20 protein-coding genes are annotated in these 20,985 nt (G+C 68.1%); 5 read left to right on the forward strand and 15 right to left on the reverse strand.

Annotated features, from left to right (window positions below; translation table 11 throughout):
* Window positions 1-40: 40 nt before the first annotated feature.
* The 4 genes from hisA to hisB form a co-directional block, all read right to left on the reverse strand.
* Window positions 41-772, reverse strand: a complete 732-nt coding sequence (gene hisA / locus H7H34_RS22390) for a 1-(5-phosphoribosyl)-5-[(5-phosphoribosylamino)methylideneamino]imidazole-4-carboxamide isomerase (protein ID WP_185926797.1) — start codon at window positions 770-772, stop codon at window positions 41-43.
* Window positions 773-803: 31 nt separating this feature from the next.
* Window positions 804-1,454 (reverse strand): imidazole glycerol phosphate synthase subunit HisH, encoded by a 651-nt coding sequence (gene hisH, locus H7H34_RS22395; protein ID WP_185926798.1) that lies wholly within the window; start codon window positions 1,452-1,454, stop codon window positions 804-806.
* 64 nt (window positions 1,455-1,518) lie between these two features.
* On the reverse strand, window positions 1,519-2,043 hold the full coding sequence (locus H7H34_RS22400) for a DUF2628 domain-containing protein (protein ID WP_185926799.1): 525 nt from the start codon (window positions 2,041-2,043) through the stop codon (window positions 1,519-1,521).
* A 21-nt stretch (window positions 2,044-2,064) separates the two neighbouring features.
* Entirely contained in the window at window positions 2,065-2,658 is a 594-nt protein-coding gene (gene hisB, locus H7H34_RS22405; protein ID WP_067224638.1) for an imidazoleglycerol-phosphate dehydratase HisB, read from the reverse strand.
* Between the two features lie 166 nt (window positions 2,659-2,824).
* On the opposite strand from hisB, the gene pyrF reads away from it, so the two are divergent.
* Complete coding sequence (gene pyrF, locus H7H34_RS22410; protein ID WP_185926800.1) at window positions 2,825-3,574, forward strand: orotidine-5'-phosphate decarboxylase; 750 nt, start codon at window positions 2,825-2,827, stop codon at window positions 3,572-3,574.
* Window positions 3,575-3,584: 10 nt separating this feature from the next.
* Here pyrF and H7H34_RS22415 read toward each other — a convergent pair whose 3' ends face one another.
* The 3 genes from H7H34_RS22415 to H7H34_RS22425 all read right to left on the reverse strand — a co-directional run bounded on the left by H7H34_RS22415 (window position 3,585) and on the right by H7H34_RS22425 (window position 7,374).
* Window positions 3,585-4,775, reverse strand: a complete 1,191-nt coding sequence (locus H7H34_RS22415) for a pyridoxal-phosphate-dependent aminotransferase family protein (protein WP_185926801.1) — start codon at window positions 4,773-4,775, stop codon at window positions 3,585-3,587.
* A gap of 118 nt (window positions 4,776-4,893) precedes the next feature.
* Window positions 4,894-6,075, reverse strand: a complete 1,182-nt coding sequence (locus tag H7H34_RS22420; protein WP_185926802.1) for an NAD(P)/FAD-dependent oxidoreductase — start codon at window positions 6,073-6,075, stop codon at window positions 4,894-4,896.
* Window positions 6,076-6,153: 78 nt separating this feature from the next.
* Window positions 6,154-7,374 (reverse strand): acyl-CoA dehydrogenase, encoded by a 1,221-nt coding sequence (locus H7H34_RS22425; RefSeq protein WP_120269829.1) that lies wholly within the window; start codon window positions 7,372-7,374, stop codon window positions 6,154-6,156.
* Window positions 7,375-7,565: 191 nt separating this feature from the next.
* Here H7H34_RS22425 and H7H34_RS22430 point away from each other — a divergent pair, with 191 nt between their 5' ends.
* Window positions 7,566-8,489 (forward strand): LysR substrate-binding domain-containing protein, encoded by a 924-nt coding sequence (locus H7H34_RS22430; protein ID WP_185926803.1) that lies wholly within the window; start codon window positions 7,566-7,568, stop codon window positions 8,487-8,489.
* Between the two features lie 268 nt (window positions 8,490-8,757).
* Here H7H34_RS22430 and H7H34_RS22435 read toward each other — a convergent pair whose 3' ends face one another.
* Entirely contained in the window at window positions 8,758-9,129 is a 372-nt protein-coding gene (locus H7H34_RS22435; protein ID WP_120269827.1) for a septal ring lytic transglycosylase RlpA family protein, read from the reverse strand.
* 213 nt (window positions 9,130-9,342) lie between these two features.
* On the opposite strand from H7H34_RS22435, the gene H7H34_RS22440 reads away from it, so the two are divergent.
* Window positions 9,343-11,370, forward strand: coding sequence for a putative bifunctional diguanylate cyclase/phosphodiesterase (locus H7H34_RS22440; protein WP_185926804.1), 2,028 nt, complete (start codon window positions 9,343-9,345; stop codon window positions 11,368-11,370).
* 7 nt (window positions 11,371-11,377) lie between these two features.
* Here the strand turns inward: H7H34_RS22440 and H7H34_RS22445 are convergent, their stop codons facing one another.
* From H7H34_RS22445 to H7H34_RS22470, 6 genes are all read right to left on the reverse strand, one after another.
* Entirely contained in the window at window positions 11,378-12,463 is a 1,086-nt protein-coding gene (locus tag H7H34_RS22445) for a hypothetical protein (RefSeq protein WP_185926805.1), read from the reverse strand.
* A 7-nt stretch (window positions 12,464-12,470) separates the two neighbouring features.
* A complete protein-coding gene (locus H7H34_RS22450) occupies window positions 12,471-14,255 on the reverse strand; it encodes a SulP family inorganic anion transporter (RefSeq protein ID WP_120269824.1) in 1,785 nt (594 codons plus the stop codon).
* 145 nt (window positions 14,256-14,400) lie between these two features.
* A complete protein-coding gene (locus H7H34_RS22455) occupies window positions 14,401-14,841 on the reverse strand; it encodes a protein tyrosine phosphatase family protein (protein WP_120269823.1) in 441 nt (146 codons plus the stop codon).
* Between the two features lie 11 nt (window positions 14,842-14,852).
* On the reverse strand, window positions 14,853-15,746 hold the full coding sequence (locus H7H34_RS22460; RefSeq protein ID WP_185926806.1) for an MBL fold metallo-hydrolase: 894 nt from the start codon (window positions 15,744-15,746) through the stop codon (window positions 14,853-14,855).
* Between the two features lie 56 nt (window positions 15,747-15,802).
* Complete coding sequence (locus H7H34_RS22465; protein WP_120269821.1) at window positions 15,803-16,240, reverse strand: DUF6691 family protein; 438 nt, start codon at window positions 16,238-16,240, stop codon at window positions 15,803-15,805.
* Between the two features lie 3 nt (window positions 16,241-16,243).
* Window positions 16,244-16,687: a YeeE/YedE family protein gene (locus H7H34_RS22470; protein ID WP_185926807.1), complete on the reverse strand. Its 444-nt coding sequence runs from the start codon at window positions 16,685-16,687 to the stop codon at window positions 16,244-16,246.
* Window positions 16,688-16,851: 164 nt separating this feature from the next.
* Between H7H34_RS22470 and H7H34_RS22475 the strand changes: the two genes are divergently transcribed.
* Window positions 16,852-17,166 carry an ArsR/SmtB family transcription factor gene (locus H7H34_RS22475; RefSeq protein ID WP_245165622.1) on the forward strand — a complete coding sequence of 105 codons (315 nt, stop codon included), beginning with the start codon at window positions 16,852-16,854 and terminating at the stop codon, window positions 17,164-17,166.
* Here H7H34_RS22475 and H7H34_RS22480 read toward each other — a convergent pair.
* A complete protein-coding gene (locus H7H34_RS22480) occupies window positions 17,118-19,211 on the reverse strand; it encodes a bifunctional DedA family/phosphatase PAP2 family protein (RefSeq protein ID WP_185926808.1) in 2,094 nt (697 codons plus the stop codon). The genes H7H34_RS22475 and H7H34_RS22480 overlap by 49 nt on opposite strands.
* A gap of 298 nt (window positions 19,212-19,509) precedes the next feature.
* On the opposite strand from H7H34_RS22480, the gene pap reads away from it, so the two are divergent.
* The gene (gene pap, locus H7H34_RS22485; RefSeq protein ID WP_185926809.1) at window positions 19,510-20,976 is read left to right on the forward strand and encodes a polyphosphate:AMP phosphotransferase; all 1,467 of its coding nucleotides are present in this window, start codon (window positions 19,510-19,512) and stop codon (window positions 20,974-20,976) included.
* Window positions 20,977-20,985: the final 9 nt, after the last annotated feature.

Consider the following 20,985-nt stretch of genomic DNA (forward strand, 5'->3'; position numbering starts at 1 on the left):
AAAGCCGGGAAAGCTTGCAAGGGTGCCGGGATCCGGCGGCTTACCCAGCGGCAAGGACCTTGAGGGCTTCGGTGGGATCGAGACGGCCGTCATAGAGCGCCCGGCCCGAGATCGCGCCTTCCAGCACCGCGCAATCGGGTGCGGCGAGGCGCTTCACGTCCTCGATGGAGGCAAGACCGCCCGAGGCGATCACCGGGATCGAGGTCGCGCCGGCCAGCTCCAGCGTGCCGTCCCAGTTGATGCCGGCGAGCACGCCGTCGCGGTCGATGTCGGTATAGATGATCGCGGCAACGCCCGCGTCCTCGAAGCGGCGGGCGAGCTCGATGGCCGACAGTTCGGACGTCTCCGCCCAGCCCTCGACCGCCACCTTGCCGCCGCGTGCGTCGATGCCGACGGCAACCCGGCCCGGGAAGGCCTTGCAGGCGGCCTTGACGAGATCGGGATCGCGCACCGCCACCGTGCCGAGGATCACTCGGGCGATACCCTTGGCGAGCCAGGCTTCCACATGGGCAAGGGTGCGGATGCCGCCGCCCAGCTGCACCGGATTGGTCGTCGCCTTCAGGATCGCGTCGACCGCCGCGCCGTTGCGGCTCTCGCCGGCGAAGGCGCCGTCGAGGTCGACCACATGCAAGTAGCTGAAGCCCTGCGTCTGGAAGCTGAGGGCCTGTGCGGCCGGGTCGTCGTTGAAGACAGTGGCCTGCGCCATGTCGCCGAGCTTCAGGCGGACGCACTGGCCGCCCTTCAGGTCGATGGCGGGAAACAGGATGGGCATGGGTGGTGTTCCGTGTCGTGATGTCGGCCGCTTACGGCGCCCACTCGATGAAATTGGCGATCAGCGCAAGGCCGAGCCGCTGGCTCTTTTCCGGGTGGAACTGGGTGCCCACCATCGTGTCGCGCCCGACGATCGCGGTGATCGACCCGCCGTAGTCGGCCGTCGCGATGACATGCGCCGGGTCCGCCGCCTGCAAGTGGAAGGAGTGGACGAAATAGGCGTGGAGGCCCTTCTCGCCCGTCTCGATTCCGGCGAGCAGCGGATGATCGGCGAGCTTGCGCACCGTGTTCCAGCCCATATGCGGGATTTTCAGCTCCGGATCGTCCGGCGTGATCGCGGTGACGTCGCCGGGGATCCAGCCGAAACCCTCGGTCGTCTCGAACTCCAGGCCGCGGCTCGCCATCAGCTGCATGCCGACGCAAATGCCGAGGAACGGGCGCCCCTTTGCCTCCACCGCCTCGACGAGTGCGGCCTCCATGCCGTCGACCGCGCGGATGCCACGCCGGCAATCGGCAAAGGCGCCGACGCCCGGCAGCACGATCCGGTCGGCGCGTGCGACCACGTCCGGATCGGCGGTCACCCGGATGGTCGCACCGCGGCCATGGGCATGCGCTGCCCGCTCGAAGGCCTTTTCGGCCGAGCGCAGGTTGCCGGAGCCGTAGTCGATGATGGCGATCAGCATGGGGTCGTTCCGTCAGGCAGAAATGCGGGAAATTCGAAAGATGCGGCGCCGCCTCGGCGATGGGTCAGCTTCGATGCGGGGCAACGCTCAGGCCCACGACCCGCTCGGCGCCGATCCGCGGTATGGGGTAGCCGGGTCGATGCGGTGGCGGAGCGTCCGGTTGCGGAGCGCTGCCGCCGGCCTGCAGGTCCTGTGCCTGGCGCTGATGGGCGGCGAGCCGTGCGAAGAAGCGGCGCTCCGCCTCTTCGCGACCCTGCGCCTCGACGACGGCGACGAAGCGCCAGCCGCGCCGCTCCAGCGTCCAGCGCCACAACCCGCGCGCCTCGAAGGCGAAGAGGATCGACAGCCCCGCCATGGCGATGCCGGGCATCGGTCCGCCGATGAACCGCGAGGCGAGCTCCAGGGCGAGGCCGGCAACCAGATAGACGAGCAAAACCAGCCAGAGCCGCTTCACCAGCAGCCAGGGGAGGGTGAAGAGCAGCGCCAGCCAGCTGAAGCCGTCGCGGATGAAGACCGTGCGCTGCGCCTCGGCCTCGCCCATCGTCTCGGGCGAGGAACCGGGCGGGATCAGCACCATGTAGATCGCCATCTGTCCCTCCGTCCGGCGGCCTCAGCCGCCGAGCTGGCCCTTGGTCGAGGGCACGCGCCCGGCCTGCCGCGGGTCCGGCTCGATCGCCTTGCGCAGCGACCGTGCCACGGCCTTGAAGCAGGTCTCGGCGATGTGGTGGCAGTTGCTGCCCGTCAGGTTGGCGATATGCAGCGTGATGCCGGCATTCATCGCGAAGGCGCGGAAGAACTCCTCGAAGAGCTCCGTGTCGAAATCGCCGACCTTGTCGCGCGGGAAGGTTACGTCCCAGACGAGAAAGGGGCGGCCCGACACATCGAGGGCGCAGCGGGTCAGCGCCTCGTCCATGGCCAGGTGGCAGTCGGCGTAGCGGGTGATGCCGGTCATGTCGCCGAGCGACTGGCGCAGGGCCTGTCCGAGCGCGATGCCGACATCCTCGGCCGTGTGATGGAAGTCGATATGGGTGTCGCCGCTGGCACGGATCGTCATGTCGATCAGCGAATGCCGGGACAGCTGTTCCAGCATGTGGTCGAGAAAGCCGACTCCGGTCTGCACCGAATAGGCGCCGGTCCCGTCGAGGACGATCTCGACGTCGATGTCGGTTTCCTTCGTCTTGCGCGAGATCTTCGCGGTGCGCATGGGCGAGCCTGTCCTTCTGTGGCCGGCCTGCTGCCGGCTGCGAAGCCTTGTAACAGGACGCTTGCCGCAATGAAATACCTGCGCGCGCGGCGCCGCGATCTGGTCAAGATCGCCCTGCACGGGTAAGACGGAAATTCGACACTTGCAACGTTCCGGAGACCTGCCGATGCAAAGCGCTGCCCTTCCGCTGGACGAGGACCCGTCCCCTTTCGCGCCGGCGAGCGCCCGCGACCGCCTGATTGTCGGCCTTGACGTGCCGACGGTGGAGGAGGCACGCGCCATCGTGCGCGAGACCGCGGGTGCCGTCGGCACCTACAAGATCGGCATGCAGCTGCAGTTCGCCGGCGGCCTGGAACTGGCCGCGGAACTGGCTCGCGATGGCCACAGCATCTTTCTCGACGTCAAGCTTCTCGACATCGACAACACGGTGATGAAGGCGGTGGAGAACATCGCCCGCATGGGTGTGCGCTTCGTCACCATTCACGCCTATCCCAAGGCGATGCGCGCGGCCGTTGCCGGGCTTGCCGCGGCCGGCGGCGATGTCTGCCTGCTCGGTGTTACCGTGCTGACCTCGATGGACGAGGACGATCTGCATGATGCCGGCTATGCCGGTGGCGTCGACGAGTTGGTGATTGCCCGCGCGGCGGATGCGCGCGCCGCCAACATGGGCGGTATCGTCTGCTCGCCGCTGGAGGTCGCCTCGCTGCGGAACGTGGTCGGACCGCGCCTCGTCACCGTGACCCCGGGCATCCGTCCGGCAGGGTCCGAGGCGGGCGATCAGAAGCGCATCATGACACCGGCCGACGCGATCTCGGCCGGCGCCGACTATCTGGTGGTCGCACGCCCGGTGATCATGGCCCCCAACCGCCGCGCCGCGGCGGAGGCCATCGTCGAGGAAATCGGTCGGGCGCTCTAAAATCGGCCTGTCAGCGGGGCTCTGTGAGCCCTGCCGACAGGCACTCGACTGCGGCCTGAACGCCGCCCGCGCCATGCGGTACGGCGAGCGCCTTCAGCGCCAGCTCCAGCACCCCGAGCGTGCCCAGCACGGTCGGGGCGTTGACATGGCCCATATGGCCGATGCGGATGCCCTTGCCGGCGATCTCGCCGATGGTGCCGCCGATGGTGACGTTGCAGGTCTCCTGGCACCAGCGCCGCAGCGCGGCCGGGTCGAGCCCGGGTGTCAGCACCACGGTGACCGAGTTGGAGCGCTGGGCGTCCTCCAGGATGTTCAGTTCCATCGCGCCGCCTTCCGCCCATTTGGCGACGCAGGCGCGCACGGCGGCGGCCAGCATTGCGTGGCGGCGATGGGCGGCGTCCAGCCCTTCCCCCAGCAGCAGGTCGAGAGCCTGGCGGAAGGCGAAGAGCAGGTGCTCCGGCGGCGTGCCGCAATATTTCTGGTAGTGCTCGCTGCCCTGTCGGAACGTCCAGTCCCAGTAGAATGTCTTCAGGTCGGCCGTCTCGTGCGCGGCGAGCGCTCGGGCATTGGCAGCGACAAAGGCGAGGCCCGGCGGGGTCATCAGCCCTTTTTGCGCGCCGGTGACGGTCACGTCGACGCCCCACTCGTCCATCTTGTAGGGCACGCAGCCGAGCGAGGCGATGGTGTCGACCATGAACAGCGCCGGATGGCCTGCCGCATCGATGGCCTTGCGCAGGGCGGCGATGTCGTTGAGCACGCCCGAGGCCGTGTCCACCTGCACCACCAGCACCGCCTTGATCTCATGCGCGGTGTCCGCGGCAAGACGGGCGGTTACCGCCGTCGGATCGACGGCGCGGCGCCAGTCGCCCGGCAGCACCTCGACCTCGAGGCCGGTCATCGTCGCCATTTCGCCCCAGCCGCGGGCAAAGCGGCCGGAGTCCAGCACCAGCACCCGGTCGCCGCGCGACAGCGTGTTGGTGACCGCCGCTTCCCAGGCGCCATGTCCGTTGGCAGCGTAAAGGAACGCCTTTCCCGTGGTGCCGAAGACCTTCGGCAGGTCGGCGAGCAGGCTGTCCGTCAGCCCGACCAGCGAGCCGGTGTAGATGTCGATTGCCGGGCGGTGCATGGCCCTGAGCACTTCGTCCGGCACGGTGGTCGGTCCGGGGATCATCAGGAATTCGCGGCCGCTGGCGAGCGTCATGGCAGGCTCCGGAGAGGTTGCGCGGCTGGGCAGCCCGGAATGTGAGGGCGAGCCCGCCGCGCTGGCGGGTGGGATCGATCCTTCCCGGCCGCGCATGACAGGTGCGGCCCGGCGAGGATCAGACCACGTTCTTTTCCAACACCGGGCGCCCTTGTGCAATCCGCTCGTGCGACAGCGCACCAAGATCGAGGCTGCGCCAGGCGCCATGGAGGATCAGTTCGGCAATGCCGCGGCCGACCGCCGGCGACTGCTGCAGCCCGTGGCCGGAAAAGCCTGTGGCAAGATAAAGGCCCGGATGGCCGTCGACCGTGCCGAGAATGGCGTTGTGATCGAACAGGTTCATGTCGTAGTGGCCGGCCCAGGCCTGTCCTGGCCGGATCGCCTCGAAGGCCGGAACGCGCGTAGCGAGCACCGGCCACAGGTACTCGTCGAAGAAATCGTGCTCGACGTCGAAGTCGCGGGTGTCCGGATCGCGCTCCTGTGGCGGGGCGGAGCCGCACAGGAAACCGGTGCCTTCGGGCCGGACATAGGTGCCGGTCGGGTCGATCATCAACGGACAGCCGGCAACGGGTTCGCGGCAGTCGAAGGTGAAGATCATCCGCTTGCGGCTTTCCACCGGCAGGTCAATGCCGAGCTGGCGGGAAAGGCGGGCAGCTCCTTCTGCCCCGGCGGCATTGACCAGCTGTCCGGCCGAGATGGTGCTGCCGTCCGACAGCTGCAGGCGGAACCCCTGGCCTTCGCGCGCAGCGTCCAGCACCTCGGCCGCCAGATAGGGCACGCCGAGCGCGCGTGCCTTCTTGCGGAAGGCCTGCATCAGGCCGTAGCCGTCGAACCAGCCTTCGCCTGTTCTGCCCCAGCAGCCGGCGGCGATGTCCTCGACATTGAGCCAGGGAAAGCGGGCGAGAAGCTCGTTCGGCTCCAGGAAGGCGATATCCGCGCCCATGCGGGTCTGCAGGGCGTGGTTTTCCTCCAGGATATGCCGCTTGTCGGCGGTCGCCAGGAACAGGTAGCCGCCTTCGTGCAGATCGATTGCAGGCCGCTCGTCGCCGACGGCCAGCCGGGTGCCGATCTCGCGCAGGAACTCGATGCCGTAGAGCGAGATGGCGATATTGGTCGGCTCGGAAAACTGCTGGCGGATCGAGGCCGCCGACAGCGCCGAGGCGCAGGTCCGGTAGGACGGATCCTTCTCGATGACGACGACCCGGCCAGTGAAGTCCGGGTCCATGGCAAGGTGGCAGGCGATGGAGGAACCCATCACCGCACCGCCGACGATCGCGACGTCGAAAGTCTCAGCGCTCACGTCGATGCCCGTCCTGTGGCAAGCGGTTGGCTCTAAAAAGAGGGCGGGAGCCATCGGCCCCCGCCCTTTTTGGACTGATCAGAAGAACGCCTGCAGGCCGGTCTGGGCGCGGCCGAGGATCAGGGCATGGACGTCATGCGTGCCCTCGTAGGTGTTCACCGTCTCCAGGTTCTGGGCGTGCCGCATGACGTGGTACTCCTCCTGGATGCCGTTGCCGCCGTGCATGTCGCGGGCCTGGCGGGCGATGTCCAGCGCCTTGCCGCAATTGTTGCGCTTGACGATGGAGATCATCTCCGGCGCGACGCGGCCCTCGTCGAACAGGCGGCCGACGCGCAGGGAGGCCTGAAGGCCGAGCGCGATCTCGGTCTGCATGTCGGCGAGCTTCTTCTGGAAGAGCTGGGTCTGGGCCAGCGGCTTGTTGAACTGCTTGCGCTCCAGGCCGTAGTTGCGGGCCCGGTGCCAGCAGTCCTCGGCCGCACCCAGCGCGCCCCAGGAAATGCCGTAGCGCGCGCGGTTGAGGCAGCCGAACGGGCCCTTCAGGCCGGCGACGTTCGGCAGCAGCGCGTCCTCGCCGACCTCGACATTGTCCATGACGATCTCGCCGGTGATCGAGGCGCGCAAGGACAGCTTGCCGCCGATCTTCGGCGCGGACAGGCCCTTCATGCCCTTGTCGAGAACGAAGCCGCGGATTGCCCCGTCATGGGCGTCGGACTTGGCCCACACGACGAAGACGTCGGCGATCGGGGCGTTGGAGATCCACATCTTGGAGCCCTTCAGCCGGTAGCCGCCGTCGATCTTCTCGGCGCGAGTGCGCATGCCGGCCGGATCGGAACCGGCATCCGGCTCGGTCAGGCCGAAGCAGCCGACGAATTCGCCGCTGGCGAGCTTCGGCAGGTACTTCTTGCGCTGCTCCTCGCTGCCATAGGCGTAGATCGGGTACATCACCAGCGAGGACTGGACCGAGTTCATCGAGCGGTAGCCGCTATCGACCCGCTCGATCTCGCGTGCCACCAGGCCGTAGGCGACATAGGAAGCGTTGGCGCAGCCATATTCTTCCGGCAGGGTGATGCCGAGCAGGCCGAGCTCGCCCATCTCGTTGAAGATCTCGCGGTCGGTCTTCTCCTGCGAGTAGGCCTCCAGCACGCGCGGCATCAGCTTGTCCTGCGCATAGGCGCGGGCCGTCTCCATGATCAGGATCTCGTCCTCGTTCAGCTGGTCGCGCAGCAGGAACGGGTCTTCCCAGGCGAAGCGGCCGCCGCCGGTCGGGTCGGACTTGTGAACGGATGCGTGTGCGGTCATGGGTCTGGTCTCCTCCGGTCCGCCTGCGGTCCGTACCGCCGGCGGAGAGCGTCTTGTCGTCGGGGGCCGGCACCGGTTTGCGGCGACCGGACCCCAGGAAAGGGGTGAATGTCAGGGCGCGAGTGTCCGGTCTGTCGCTGCCGGCGAAAAGTGATATGTTGTCCCAAGTTCATGAGCGAATGGAATAGGGTTTGAAACGAGGCTTCGTTCCACATGCCGACAGCCTGATCGCATTCGAGTGCGCGGCGCGGCACGGCAGCTTCACCCGCGCGGCGGAGGAGCTGCATCTCACCCAGGGTGCGGTCTCCAAGCAGGTGCGCCATCTGGAGGCCCGGCTGGGCGTCGAGCTGTTCAAGCGCGTGCGCCAGCGTATCGTGCTGACCGATGCCGGCCGGCTCTATCTCCACGACGTGCGCGGCGCGCTGGAAAGCCTGACCGCCGCCACACGGCAGGTCATGTCCTTTGCCGGCAACGAGGACGTGCTGAACCTCGCCACCCTGCCCTCCTTCGGCACCCGCTGGCTGGCGCCGCGCCTTGCCGGTTTCATCGCGGCTCACCCTACCGCCAGCCTCAACGTGACGGTGCGGCTGCGGCCCTTCGACTTCGCCAAGGAGCCGTTCGACGTGGCGATCCATTACGGCGATCCGGTCTGGGCGGGGGCGGTCGCCGAACCGCTGTTCCGCGAGGATGTGATCGCGGTCGCCTCGCCGGCCTTCCGGGCGCGCCATCGCATCCGCCGGCCGCAGGACCTTGCCCCGCTCCTTCGCCTGCACCAGTCGACGCGTCCGCTCGCCTGGCGGCAGTGGTTCGAATGCGCCGGAGTTGAAACGGAGCTTGCCTTCCAGGGGCCGCGCTTCGAACAGTTCGTGATGATGGCGGAAGCCGCCGCCAACGATCTCGGCGCAGCGCTTGTTCCGCGCTTCTTCGTTGCCGAGGAGCTGGCGTCCGGGCGGTTGGTCCAGCTGTTCGACACGGTGTTGCGGCTGCCGTCCGCCTATCACCTCGTCTACCCGGAAGACCGCTCGTTGCGGCCCGTTGCCGCCCGCTTCCGCGACTGGCTGATGGGGGAGGTCGCGGCCGCCGGCGGCGGCGACAGGCCGGTGTTGCCGGGCTGAAGAGCCGGTGCGCGTCAGGCGGTGCGCCGGCCCATGTCGTTTGCCATGAGGCGCGCAAAGCCTGCGGATGTCGGGGCTACGAGGAAGCCACTACGCCAAATTTCGTATTTGCATAGTGCGCGAATCCTGTTGGTATCAGGCTGTCTTCGTCAAGGAGATGCGGCGGTCCTGGCCGTGGGGTTCCCCCCTCCCTCCTCACGGTCAGGACCATTTTTCCTGCCGCTTCGGACCAGCTCTTCCACGCTTTGCCGGACTGTACCGCGCGGCCTCAGCCGCAGGACGCCTCGGCTCGCCCGGCGACCGTCACCCGCACCCGCGTCACCCCCTTGTTGATGAACTTCAGCTCGCGCGCCGCGCGCCGCGAAACGTCGATCACCCGGCCGCGCACAAAGGGCCCGCGGTCGACGATGGTCAGGGTCACCTTGCGGCCGTTCGACAGGTTTTCCACCTGCACCCGGGTGCCGAAGGGCAGCTTGCGATGGGCCGCCGTCAGGGCTTCCGGGTTGGCGCGCGTGCCGCTGGCGGTTCGTCCTGTCAGCTCGTACCAGGAGGCCCGGCCGCATTCGGCGACCGCTGGCGAGGCACCCAGACCGGCGCAGGCGAGCGCGACTAGAAGATGGGTCCGAGGCTTGCGAATCATTTCCGGCGGTCCATATTTCAACCTTGAAGTTTTTACGGGGGCTCAAGGCCTCCAGACAGTTTTTCAACGAGTATGTTCGGCAATGGCCATTTTTCGTGACTTTGTTGTGGCAAGCACCGACAATTGGACGCATTGCCGTTACGGATTCTGCGATGGCGGAGCAACGGCGTGGGGGCGGACCGGATGACGGCAGGCGACGCGGCACGACCGGGGATGACATGGCCGATGGAGGGGCTGCATGCTGCGATCATCGCCGCGTCCAAGGATCCCATCTATTTCTGCACTCCCGACTACATCATCCGCGAGGCCAACGAGCCTTACGTCGCGATCGGCGGCCTGACCCGCGAACAGGCCATCGGCCGCACGGTGCAGGAGGTCGCAGGCCCGGGCGCCTTCCCCCGTCGCGCCCCCTATCTCGAGTCGGCTCTGTCCGGCCGCGTTGCCGTGCTGCAGGACTGGGTGATGGTGCCCGGCCAGGGCCGCCGCTTCTTCGATGTGCGCTATCAGCCGGTGCACGATGCGGCGGGACGGCTGCTTGGCGTTGCCGCCTATGGCCGCGACATCACCGACCTGAAGATGGCCGAGCAGGTCCTGCGCCTCTACGAAAGCGCGGTCACGCAGATGTCGGACCGCCTGTCGGTGGTCGACCGCAACTACCGCTACATCCTCACCAACGAGAGCAATGCGCGCTGGCATGGCTCCACCGCGGAGAGCTTCCGCGGCCGCTCGGTCGTCGAGGTCGTTGGCGAGGAGCGTTTCGCCGCGGAGATTCAGCCCTGGCTCGACCGCTGTCTTGCTGGCGAGACGGTGGAATACGACTTTCAGGACTTGGCTCCGGACGGCGCGCCGGTCGTCATGGATGCGCGTCTTCAGCCTTTCCGCAACGGCGACGGCGAGATCGAGGCGGCCGTCGTCACCCTGCGCGACGTCACCGAGACCCGCCGCCTGTCGGAGCGGCTCGAACGTCTGGCGCTGCAGGACGATCTCACCGGGATCGCCAATCGCCGGTCCTTCGAGACCGGACTGGAGCGACGGGTCGCGGCCTATCGCAAGGGCGGCGACGGGTTCAGCGTCGTGTTCATCGACCTCGACGGGTTCAAGCTGGTCAACGATACCGCCGGCCATGGTGCCGGCGACCGGTTCCTGCAGGATATCGCCCGGCTGCTGCGCCAGTCGGCCGGCGAAGGGGTCGAGGTTGCCCGCATCGGCGGCGACGAGTTCGGTCTGATCATCGACACGGGCGAGACGGTCGCCGCCCATGCGATCTGCAGCCGCCTCCTGTCCGCCTTCGAGGGCTATCGGCTTGCCTGGGAAGACATGCAGTTTCGCAGCAGCGCCAGCATCGGCATCGCCTCTGTCGAGTCGGAAGACGACGACGCCACGCGCCAGGCCGTAACCGTCGGCCGAGTGCTGCAATGGGCGGACTTTGCCTGCATGCAGGCCAAGGCGGCCGGCGGCCACCGCATTGTCGCGCATGACCGGGCGGAGAAGACCGGCGACGACCGCAAGGTGGAGATCCATCATCTCCTCGCGGTGGAGCGGGCGATTGCCGAGAACGGTTTCCTGCTGCACGCCATGACGATCGTCGATCTGGCCAGCGGCGCGCCGGCGATGCAGGAGGTGCTGCCGCGGGTCGCCACCGGCAATGGCGACCTGCACGGCCCCTCGATGATCCGCGCCACCGCCGAGCGCCACGGATTGATGCGGGCCGTGGACCGGCTGGTGCTCAATGCAGTGCTTGCCCGTCTGGAGGCGGGTGATACGGACGGGCTTCCCATCGCTGTCGATCTGTCGGCGGAAACGCTGCACAGTCCGGTCTTCGCCTGTCAGATCATCGGCCGGCTGGAGCGCGCGCCGGGGGTGTCGCAATCCCTGGTATTCGAGGTTTCGGAAGCGGCGCTTGCGCGCATGAAGCCGGAGGCGTGGAACCTGATGGCAGACCTGAGGGCCATCGGCTGCCGTATCGCGCTGGACCATTTCGGCCGCGGCGTTGCCGGGTTCACCCAGCTGCGTGCCAATGCGTTCGACCTGATCAAGATCGACCGGCTGCTGACCGCCGGGCTTGCCGGCGACCCGGTCAAGCGCGCTGCCGTCTCGGGGGTCGTCGGCCTGGCGGAGGCGCTGAGCCTGCCGACGGTCGCCGAATACGTCAACGAACCGCTGCACCTCGACATTCTGAAGGGGCTCGGCGTTACCTATGCGCAGGGCCGGGCAGTCTCGCGGCCCGCGGCCTGGTCCTGATCCCTCATCACACCGGCCCGCCCTCCTCGAAGGTCTCGCCGGGGAACCGCGCCTGCGCCCTGGCCAGCAGCACCGCGCGCGCCTCTCCCTCAAGGGCGGAAAGCCGCGCCCGCCACACCGTCTTCAGCCAGCGTTTCGGCAAGCTGCCGGCCCCCGGCATCGCGTCGATCCGCTCCTGTACCGAACCGAGCCAGCCGGCTGCCTCCCCGCGCCGCCGGAGGCGCAGAAGCGCCTGTGCGACCGCAAGTCCGTAGCCCGGGTTGAGGCGCGCGTAAGGGTCGGCAAGGGCGCTGGCGACCGCCTCTGCCACGGCCGTTTCCGTTCCTGCGCCCTGTTCCGCGGTCTCGGCCATCGATGCGGCAAAGTCCGCGAAACGGGCAAGATCGGTGGGGGCATCGTCTGCGATCAGCCCGCGTTCGGCGCAAAGCGCGGCGAGATCGCGGGTGAAGCCTGCAATCAGCTTGCGGGCGATGTTCAGCGTGTAGAGATGGTCGTGACTGGCGTGGGACGAGGCGAGCGTGAGCACGCGCACCCGCTCCGGCAGGTCGCGGCTGCTCAGCGCCACCGCACCGGCCGTATCCGTCGCATCGAAAATGCCGAAGACCAGCGTCAGCTCGGGGCCTGCCCCGGCGCATTGCAGGTGCTCGGCCATGTCGGGCGCGTTCGCCATGGCCGGATGCCGCACGGCGCCGCTTTGGCTGCCCGGCCGGCCGAGCACCAGTTCGGGCCCGAAGGCGAAGGCCCGCCCATCGCCGCGTCGCAGCGCCGCGGCAACCGCGCCATAGGCTCCTTTCGAGGCGCCGTAATGGATGATCCGTGCCGCGCCCGAGGCTTTTGCGGCCTGATCGATCGCACGGTCCATGGCCGCCTCGCAGCCGAGATACCAGACGGGATCGGGGCAGTTGAGAAACAGGCAGGCATGGCGGGTGTTGGCGAACAGCCGCTCGAGGCCGAAGCGGCCCGCCGGCACGCGCACCTGCGAATAGACCACCGCAAGGCAGTCGTTGCCGCCGTTCGGCGCCGGGAGATAGCGCCAGACGAGGCCGCTTTGCGCATCGAACCCGTCCTGGCCGGGCGGGATGGTCTCGTCCATCGCTGCCTCAGATCTCCGGACCGATCCAGAAGTCGGCCTTGGTCGCCTTGCGCGGCTTTCGCGCCTCGGCGATATGCGCGGTGCGCGGATCGAGCGTGGCGAAGGCCTCGTACTGGGTCAGGAACACCTTGCCGTTGAGGTGGGTGAGGAAGTCGGTCCGTTGCAGCCGGTCCATCACCGGCCCCTTCACCTCCGACAGGTGGAAGCCGACCCCGGCGCCGGCGAGCCGGCGGCTGATCTCCTCCAGGCTTTCCAGCGCGGAGGCGTCGATCTCGTTGACCGCCGTGCACATCAGCACCACGTGCCGCAGCTGTGGCCGCTCGGCCACCAGCTCGGTCAGCCGGTCTTCCAGGAACCGGCTGTTGGCGAAGAACAGGCTCTCGTCGACCCGCAAGGTGAGCACGGTCTCGCCGGTGATCACCTTGTGCCGGTTGATGTTGCGGAAATGCTCGGTGCCCGGGACGATGCCGACGATGGCCATGTGCGGCCGGGCGCTGCGATAAAGATGCAGCGCCAGCGATACGCCGACGCCGACGGTCACGCCGGTCTCCACGCCGAGGGCGAGCGTTGCCAGGATGGTTGCCGCCATCGCCGCGAAGTCGCTGCGCGAATAGGCCCAGACCCGCCCGAGAGCCTTCAGGTCGACCAGCGACAGCACGGCGACGATGATCGTCGCCGCCAGTGTCGCCTGCGGCAGTTCGGAGATCAGCGGCGTCAGGAACAAGGTGGCCAGCGCGATGCCGATGGCGGTGAAGGCGCCGGCGGCCGGCGTTGCCGCGCCCGCATCGAAATTCACCACAGAACGGGCAAAGCCGCCGGTGACCGGATAGCCGCCGGAAATGCCGGAGGCGATATTGGCCGCACCGAGCCCGATCAGCTCCTGGTCCGGGACGATGCGCTGGCGCTTCTTGGCGGCCAGCGTCTGTGCGACGGACACCGATTCCACGAAGCCGATCACCGAGATCAGCAGCGCGGGCACCACCAGCTGGCCCCAAAGCTGCGGGTCGAGCGACGGCAGCGCGGGCGCCGGTAGGCCGGAGGGAATGTGCCCGACCAGCTTCACGCCCTTGTCGCCGAGAGAAAAGGCATGGGCCGCCAGCGTCGTCGCGGCCACCGCCGCCACCGGGCCGGACTTGGCGATGATGTCGGCAAGCCGGGGCCGCAGGCCCATCCGGATCAGCGCAGGCTTCAGCCCGCTGCGCACCCAGAACAGGAACAGCGTGACCGGCACGCCGACGGCCAGCGCATAGGGGTTCACATTGGCGAGATTGGCGGCGAGCCCGCCGACGATCTCCACCATCGTGCTGCCTGAGCCGCTGATGCCCAGGATGTGCTTGAGCTGTCCGGCGGCGATGATCAGCCCGCTCGCCGTGATGAAGCCGGAAATCACCGGGTGGCTCAGCAGATTGGCGAGGAAGCCGAGGCGGAACAGGCCCATGGCGATCAGCATCGCCCCGGACAGCATCGCCAGCACGATGGCCGCACCGAGATATTCGGCCGTGCCTTGCGCTGCGATCTCGCCCACCGCCGAGGCGGTCATCAAGGACACCACCGCCACCGGCCCGACCGCCAGCGCCCGGCTGGTTCCGAACAGCGCATAGGCAACGAGCGGCAGGATCGAGGCGTAAAGGCCCACTTCCGGCGGCAATCCAGCGAGCAGCGCGTAGGCGAGCGACTGCGGGATCAGCATGATCGTCACGATCAGCGCGGCGATCAGATCGTCAGTCGCCGTGTCGCGGTTATAGGCGCGTCCCCAGTCGAGGATCGGCAGGTAGGAGGCAAGGCGTGTCATGTCGAAGCCGGAACCGCGTGTCGCAACAGGAAAGCGCGCCGCCCGCTGGCGGGCGGCGCAACCATGAAACCCCGCTCGGCGAGCGGGCGAAAGGCGTTTGTCCGGCTGGCCGTGGGGCCGACCGCTGTCTCAGCCGGCCGACGTTTTAACCGGGAAGACCGTGATCGGCGATCTGGCGCAGGGCCGGGGCAAGACCGGACAGGTCGTAGCCGGCATCGCCGGCCATGCGCACCAGCTCGGCGGCATCGCGCTCGCCCGCCTGGGACAGGGCCCACAGGTTGATCGAGCGTGTGCCGGTACGGCAGAAGGCGAAGACCGGGCCGCTGGCCGCCTCGAGCACCTCGTGGAAGGCGCGGATCGTGTCGGGCGTGATGCCCTCGCGCCCCGTGACCGGCAGGGCCGTGTAGGCAAGGCCGGCCTCGGCGGCGGCGCGGGCGATCTCCGCCCCGTCCGGCTGGTCGGGGGCCTCGCCGTCGGGACGATTGTTGATGATCGCGACGAAGCCCGCGTCGCGGATCGCGGCGACATCCTCCGGCTGGATCTGGAACGATACGGTGAGGGTGTCGTCGACCCGGGCGCTTTGCATTCTTCCTGTCCTTACAATCCGTTGACCGGCACCTTGAGGAAGGTCCGGCCACTGTCATCCTTGGGCGGCAGTTTGCCGGCGCGCATGTTTACCTGTATCGAGGGAATGATCAATTTCGGCATGTCGAGCGTGGCATCGCGTGCCTGGCGCATCGCGACGAATTCCTCCTCGGTGACGCCGTCGCGCACATGGATGTTGTGCTTGCGCTCCTCGCCCACCGTGGTCTCCCAGCGGATCTCTCGGCCGTTCGGGCCATAGTCGTGGCACATGAACAGGCGCGTTTCCTCGGGCAGCGACAGCACCTTGCGGATCGAGTGGTAGAGCTCGTGCGCATCGCCGCCTGGAAAGTCGGCCCGCGCCGTGCCGCCGTCGGGCATGAACAGCGTGTCGCCGACAAAGGCAGCATTGCCCATCACATGGGTCATGCAGGCCGGGGTGTGGCCGGGTGTGTGCATGGCAAAGCAGGTCATGCCGCCGACCGTGTAGGTGTCGCCGTCGCGGAACAGATGGTCGAACTGCGAGCCGTCGCGCTGGAACTCGGTGCCCTCGTTGAACACCTTGCCGAACGTGTCCTGCACGAGCCTGATGTTCTCGCCGATGCCGATGCGCCCGCCCAGCTTCTCCTGGATATAGGGCGCGCCCGACAGGTGGTCGGCATGGACGTGGGTCTCGATCAGCCAGTCGACCGTCAGCCCGTTTTCGCGGACGAAGTCGATGATCCGGTCTGCGGATTCATAGGAGATGCGGCCTGCCGCATAGTCGATGTCCATCACGCTGTCGACGACGGCGCAGGCCTTGGACCCCGGGTCCTGGACCACATAGGAGATCGTGTTGGTCTGCGGGTCGAAGAAGGCGGTGACCTCGGGGCGGGTCGCCGGGTCGAGCGGATAGGTCGTCTCGGTCATGTGTCGTGCTCCATCGGTCGCGGATCGTTCCTGACGGGAGAGGAAAACAGGGTGGTTCAGGCCGGCAGCGGCGTGTGGGTGCGGCGGGCCTCGAAAAGGCGCACGGCGCCGATTGCCGCCACCAGGGCGCCGGCGAAGGCGAAGGGCTCGATCCTGCCGAGGCCGAGCGCCGGCATCACGCCGCCCGGGCAGAAGCCGGCGATGCCCCAGCCGATGCCGAACAGGGCCGCGCCGCCCAGAAGCCGGGCGTCGAGCGTGGTGCGGAGCGGCAATGCGAAGGCGGATGCCAGCACCGGCGCCGGACGGGTGAGGACCAGCCGGTAGCCGAGCATGGTGACCACCAGCGCGCCGCCCATCACGAAGGCCAGCGAAGGATCCCAGCTGCCGGCGAAGTCGAAGAAGTTCAGGACCTTGGCCGGGTTGGCCATGCCGGACAGCAGGAGCCCGGTACCGAAGACGAGGCCGATGAGGAAAGCGGAAACGATGCGGATCATCGGTCAGGCTCCGAACACGTGGCGGACGAGAAAGACGGTGATGGCGGTGGTCGCCATGAAGGTCAGAGTGGCGGCGATCGAGCGCACCGAGAAGCGCGCCATGCCGCATACGCCATGGCCGGACGGGCAGCCGTTGGCATAGGACACGCCGACGCCGGCAATCAGGCCGCCGGCCACCAGCATCGGCAGCGACACGGGCACCTCGATCTCCGGCAGGCTGCCGGTGGCGGCGAAAAGGACCAGCGGCGAGGCGATCATGCCTGCAAGAAACGCCAGGCGCCAGCCGCGCTCGCCGAGCGCCGCCATGCCGCCGGCATAGGGCGGAAGCAGCCCGCCGATCATGCCGCTGATGCCCGCGATGCGTCCCAGCAGCGCCATGGTCAGCACGGCGGCGAGGCCGATCAGCATGCCGCCCAGGGCCGAGGTAAGGGGAGTGAACTCGCTCATGTCGACGTCTCGCCAAACGGTGATTTTCAGGATCTTCCGAGGATGTGAGTCGCGACTTCTGTCAATGGCACTTTGGCACAGTTGCACTCACTCACCCATACGGGCTTCCTCGGATTGAAAATATATGCGAGCCAAATAAATTAGCAAGCATGAATATTCAAGATATGGAAAGTAAGGCTGACGAGGCCGCTGCCTTGCTCGCCTCCATGGCCAACAGCCGCCGGCTTCTGGTCTTGTGCCACCTCGTGCGCGGGGAATACAGCGTCGGCGCGCTGGCCGAACGGGTCGGCCTCAGCCAGTCGGCCCTGTCGCAACACCTTGCGAAGATGCGGGTTCAGGGCCTGGTCGAGGCCCGGCGCGAGGGCCAGACGGTCTATTACCGTCTGGCCGGCCAGGAGGTCCTGGCCGTGCTCGAGGCGCTTTACGGCATCTATTGCGGTGTGGACGCGGCACCCGAAGACGGTTCCGGCGGCGCCTGACCCGGGCGCGGCAGGTCCACGGCCTCGCCGCCCAGTGCCACCGTCGAACCGTCGCTGCGCATCTTCAGCACGACCCCCGGCAGCCCGTTCAGCGGGTTCTCGTCCGCCTGCGGCAGGTCGCGGTCGGCGCGCGGCGCCGACAGCTCGTTGAGCGGGCGCAGGATGCGTTCGTGGATCAGCGAGCCGACCCGCAGCGGCAGCCTTTCGCCGGTCTCCGTCACGATCTCGAAGCGCGTCTGCCAAAGCCGCAGGACCCAGCGCCCGCCATCCGCGCTTCCCTCCGTGCCGCTGGCCTCCTCGTCCTCGTCGCGCCGCACCAGCACCAGGTCGGCGCCGCGTCCGTTCTGGATGCGCGGCAGCGCGGGCAGGTCTTCCGGTGCGGTCTGCCCGGTCAGGAAGCCGGCAAAGGTGGTGAGCGACCAGCCCGGCGCGGGCCGGTAGCCGTCCTGCGCCAGCGCTTCGGCCAGCGCCTCAGGATCGCCGCTCCATTGCAGGATCAGCGGTTCCTCGCGCTCGCCGCTCAGTTCGATCCGGTGTGCCGGGATCTTTTCCCAGCCTCCGGACAGCCACTCCTGGCTTGTCAGGGTCTCGACCGGCTTGGTCGGGCGGTACATTTCCCGTGCCCGGTCGAAATCGCGCGAGACATGGACGCCGCCGACCACCGCCAGCGTCACGACGGTCAGGGCCGCCAGCGACCAGCGGCCGATCTTCTCGTTGTGCACCGATCCGAAGACGAAGGCGAAGGTCGCGACCATCGCCGTGCCGAAGGTGATGCCGCCGACCACGTCGCTCATCCAGTGGGCGCCGAGATAGATCCGCGAGAAGGCGACCGCGCCGATCAGCGGCACGGCCAGCGAGAAGATGCCGGCCTTGATCAGGGGCGAGCGGTCATGGGCGACCAGCACCGCGATGATGCCGAACAGCACCGCCGTCAGCGTCGCGTGACCGGAGGGGAAGGACAGCGCGTCGGCGCCGGTATAGATCTCGATCGGCCGTTCGCGCTGGAACAGCATCTTGAACAGCGGCACGAAAACCGCCGCGCTGGCGATCGCGATCATCAGGCCGGTGGCCCGTCGCCAGGCCTTGCGTGCGAATAGATAGGCGATGACCACCGCTGCCACGGCCGCGATCACCACCCCGTCGCCGAGCATGGTGATGAAGGTCATGATGTCGTCGCCGACTGGCGTGCGCAGGTCCTGGAACAGGTTGCGGATCGATATGTCGGCGCGGTTCAACCCGTTGTCGGGCGAGATTGCCGCCGCCAGCGCCACGAACAGCGGCACGGTGACGATCAGCAGCAGCGCCGAGACGATCATGCCGGCCGAGCGCGGATGCGCCGGATCCAGCATCTGCGCGAGCCAGAGGCTGAAGCGGTCGCGCCGCGAGCCCAGCCATTCGACCACCTTCAGCCGGCTGCCGGCATAGAGCGGCAGCACGATCAGGATCAGCCAGCGGGCGATCATCACCGCGACGAACAGCAGCACCAGGAGCACGCCGAGCACGGTCGCAAGCCGACCGCTGATCTCGCCCAGCGCGCTGAAGGCGGTGCCGGCGATGACGCCGGGGCCCAGATGCACGATGGCCCAGACGATGGCCGAGGTGACGTTGATGAAGGTGAAGCGGCCGACCGGCATGCCGACCATGCCGGCAATCCCCGGCACGATGGCCTTCACGCCCGGCACGAAGCGGCCGATGAACACGCTCTTGCCGCCATGCAGCAGGAAATAGGCCTCTCCCCGCTCCACCAGCGTCCGGTAGCGGTTGAACGGCCAGACCGACTTGATCCGGTGCTTGTAGACATGTCCGACCCAGTAGGAGATCGCGTCGCCCGCAATGGCGCCGAGCGTCGTCCAGAGCAGGATCGGCCAGGGATCGAGCTTGCCGAGCCCGACCAGCGTTCCCGCGCCCACCAGAACCACGGTCGAGGGCACGAACATGCCGATGATGAACAGCGCCTCGCCCATGGCGATCGTGAACACGACCACGTTGGCAAGAAGCGGATTCTCGCCGATGAAGGCGACAAGCTGATTGAGAAGGTCGGTCACGAGACGCGGCCCGGCATGAACTGTTTCCTGGCTGGCGCGGGCGGAATTCCCCGGCGCGGCCCGCTACATGTACGTCCTGCGGCCGGGTTCGCCAATCCTCGGAAGGAGCATTTTTCCCGTTCCGCTCCGCAGCTTGGCGCACAGCATATGACAGGCGCCATCCCTGCGACTATATGAGGCGCCCGTTCGCCGCGTGCCGGGACGGACCGCCGGCCATTGCATCGCGGCGGCATGCGCGGCACCTTGATGGCCGCATGCGGCACGCGCCCGGCGGCATGACAGCAGGAGAGCAGCGCCCGTGTTCCAGTCGGCTTCCCTTCCCCTCGATCTCTCCCGAACCGATTTCGACGCGCTCGAGCCGAAGCTTCGCACCGAACTTCTGGCCGCCCAGCGCGAGGTGATCGAGAAGAAGCCCTTCTCCGTGCTGGTGGTGATCGCCGGCGTCGACGGCGCCGGCAAGAACGACGCCATCGCCCGCCTGCACGAATGGCTCGACGTGCGCTACGTCACCTGCAACGCCTATGACGAGGAGACCGAAGAGGAGCGCGGCCGCCCGGACCTGTGGCGCTACTGGCGCGACCTGCCGGCGCTGGGCGAGACCTCCGTCGTCGTCTCCTCCTGGTACAACGAACCGCTGCGCTGCTTCGTGCAGGGCGAGATCGGCGAGGCTGAGTTCGAGCGGCGGCTCGCCCGGATCAACCGGTTCGAGGGACTGCTGGCCAGCGAGAACGTGCTGGTGCTGAAATTCTGGTTCTCGCTCACCGCGGAGGCGCAAAAGCGCCGGCTCAAGGGGCTGGGCCGCAAGGACCGGGCCCGCCGCATCCTGGCCGAATGGGCCGATATCGCCCATGCCAGCGGCGCCCAGGCCGCGTTCGAGCGTGCCGCCCTTGCCACCTCCACTCCGGCCGCGCCGTGGATCGTCATTCCCAGCGACGATGCGCGGGCCCGCGATCTTGCGCTCGGCCGGTGCGTCGAGATGGCGATCCGCCGCCGGCTGGAGGCGGCGCCGAGCGATCCGCTGGCCCTGCCCGCCGTCGTCGCCCGGATCGAGCGGCGCAGCGCGGTCGAGGCGGTCGACCTGTCCTCGCGCCTGTCGAAGCACCGCTATCGCACCGAACTCGACCGCCTGCAGGGCGAGCTGGCCCGCCTCGTCGACCGCAAGGCATTCCGCGACCGCTCGCTGGTCGTCGCCTTCGAGGGCAACGATGCCGCCGGCAAGGGCGGCGCGATCCGCCGGGTGATTCGCCCGCTCGATCCGCGCCGCTACCGCGTCCACCGGATCGCCGCGCCCAGCGAGGAGGAGCACGCCCATCCCTGGCTGTGGCGGTTCTGGAACCGGCTGCCGCGCCGAGGCCACGCGGCGATCTTCGACCGTTCCTGGTACGGGCGGGTGCTGGTGGAGCGGGTCGAGGGCTTCTGCAGCGAGGCCGAGTGGGCGCGCGCCTACAACGAAATCAACGAGTTCGAGGCCGAGCTCACCGACGCCGGGGCCATTGTCGTCAAGTTCTGGCTGGCGATCAGCCGGCAGGAGCAGCTTGCCCGCTTCAAGGAGCGGGAGGAGACACCCTACAAGCAGTTCAAGATCACCGACGAGGACTGGCGCAACCGGCTGAAATGGGACCAGTACGCTGAGGCGGCCGGCGACATGGTCGACCGGACCTCGACCAGTTTCGCGCCCTGGCATCTCGTCGCCGCCGAAGACAAGCGCTTCGCCCGGGTCGAGGTGCTGCGCCATCTGGTCGGGCGGCTGGAGGACTCGCTGTAGGGCGCGCGC

It is taken from the genome of Stappia sp. 28M-7, assembly GCF_014252955.1.
Lineage (GTDB): Bacteria > Pseudomonadota > Alphaproteobacteria > Rhizobiales > Stappiaceae > Stappia.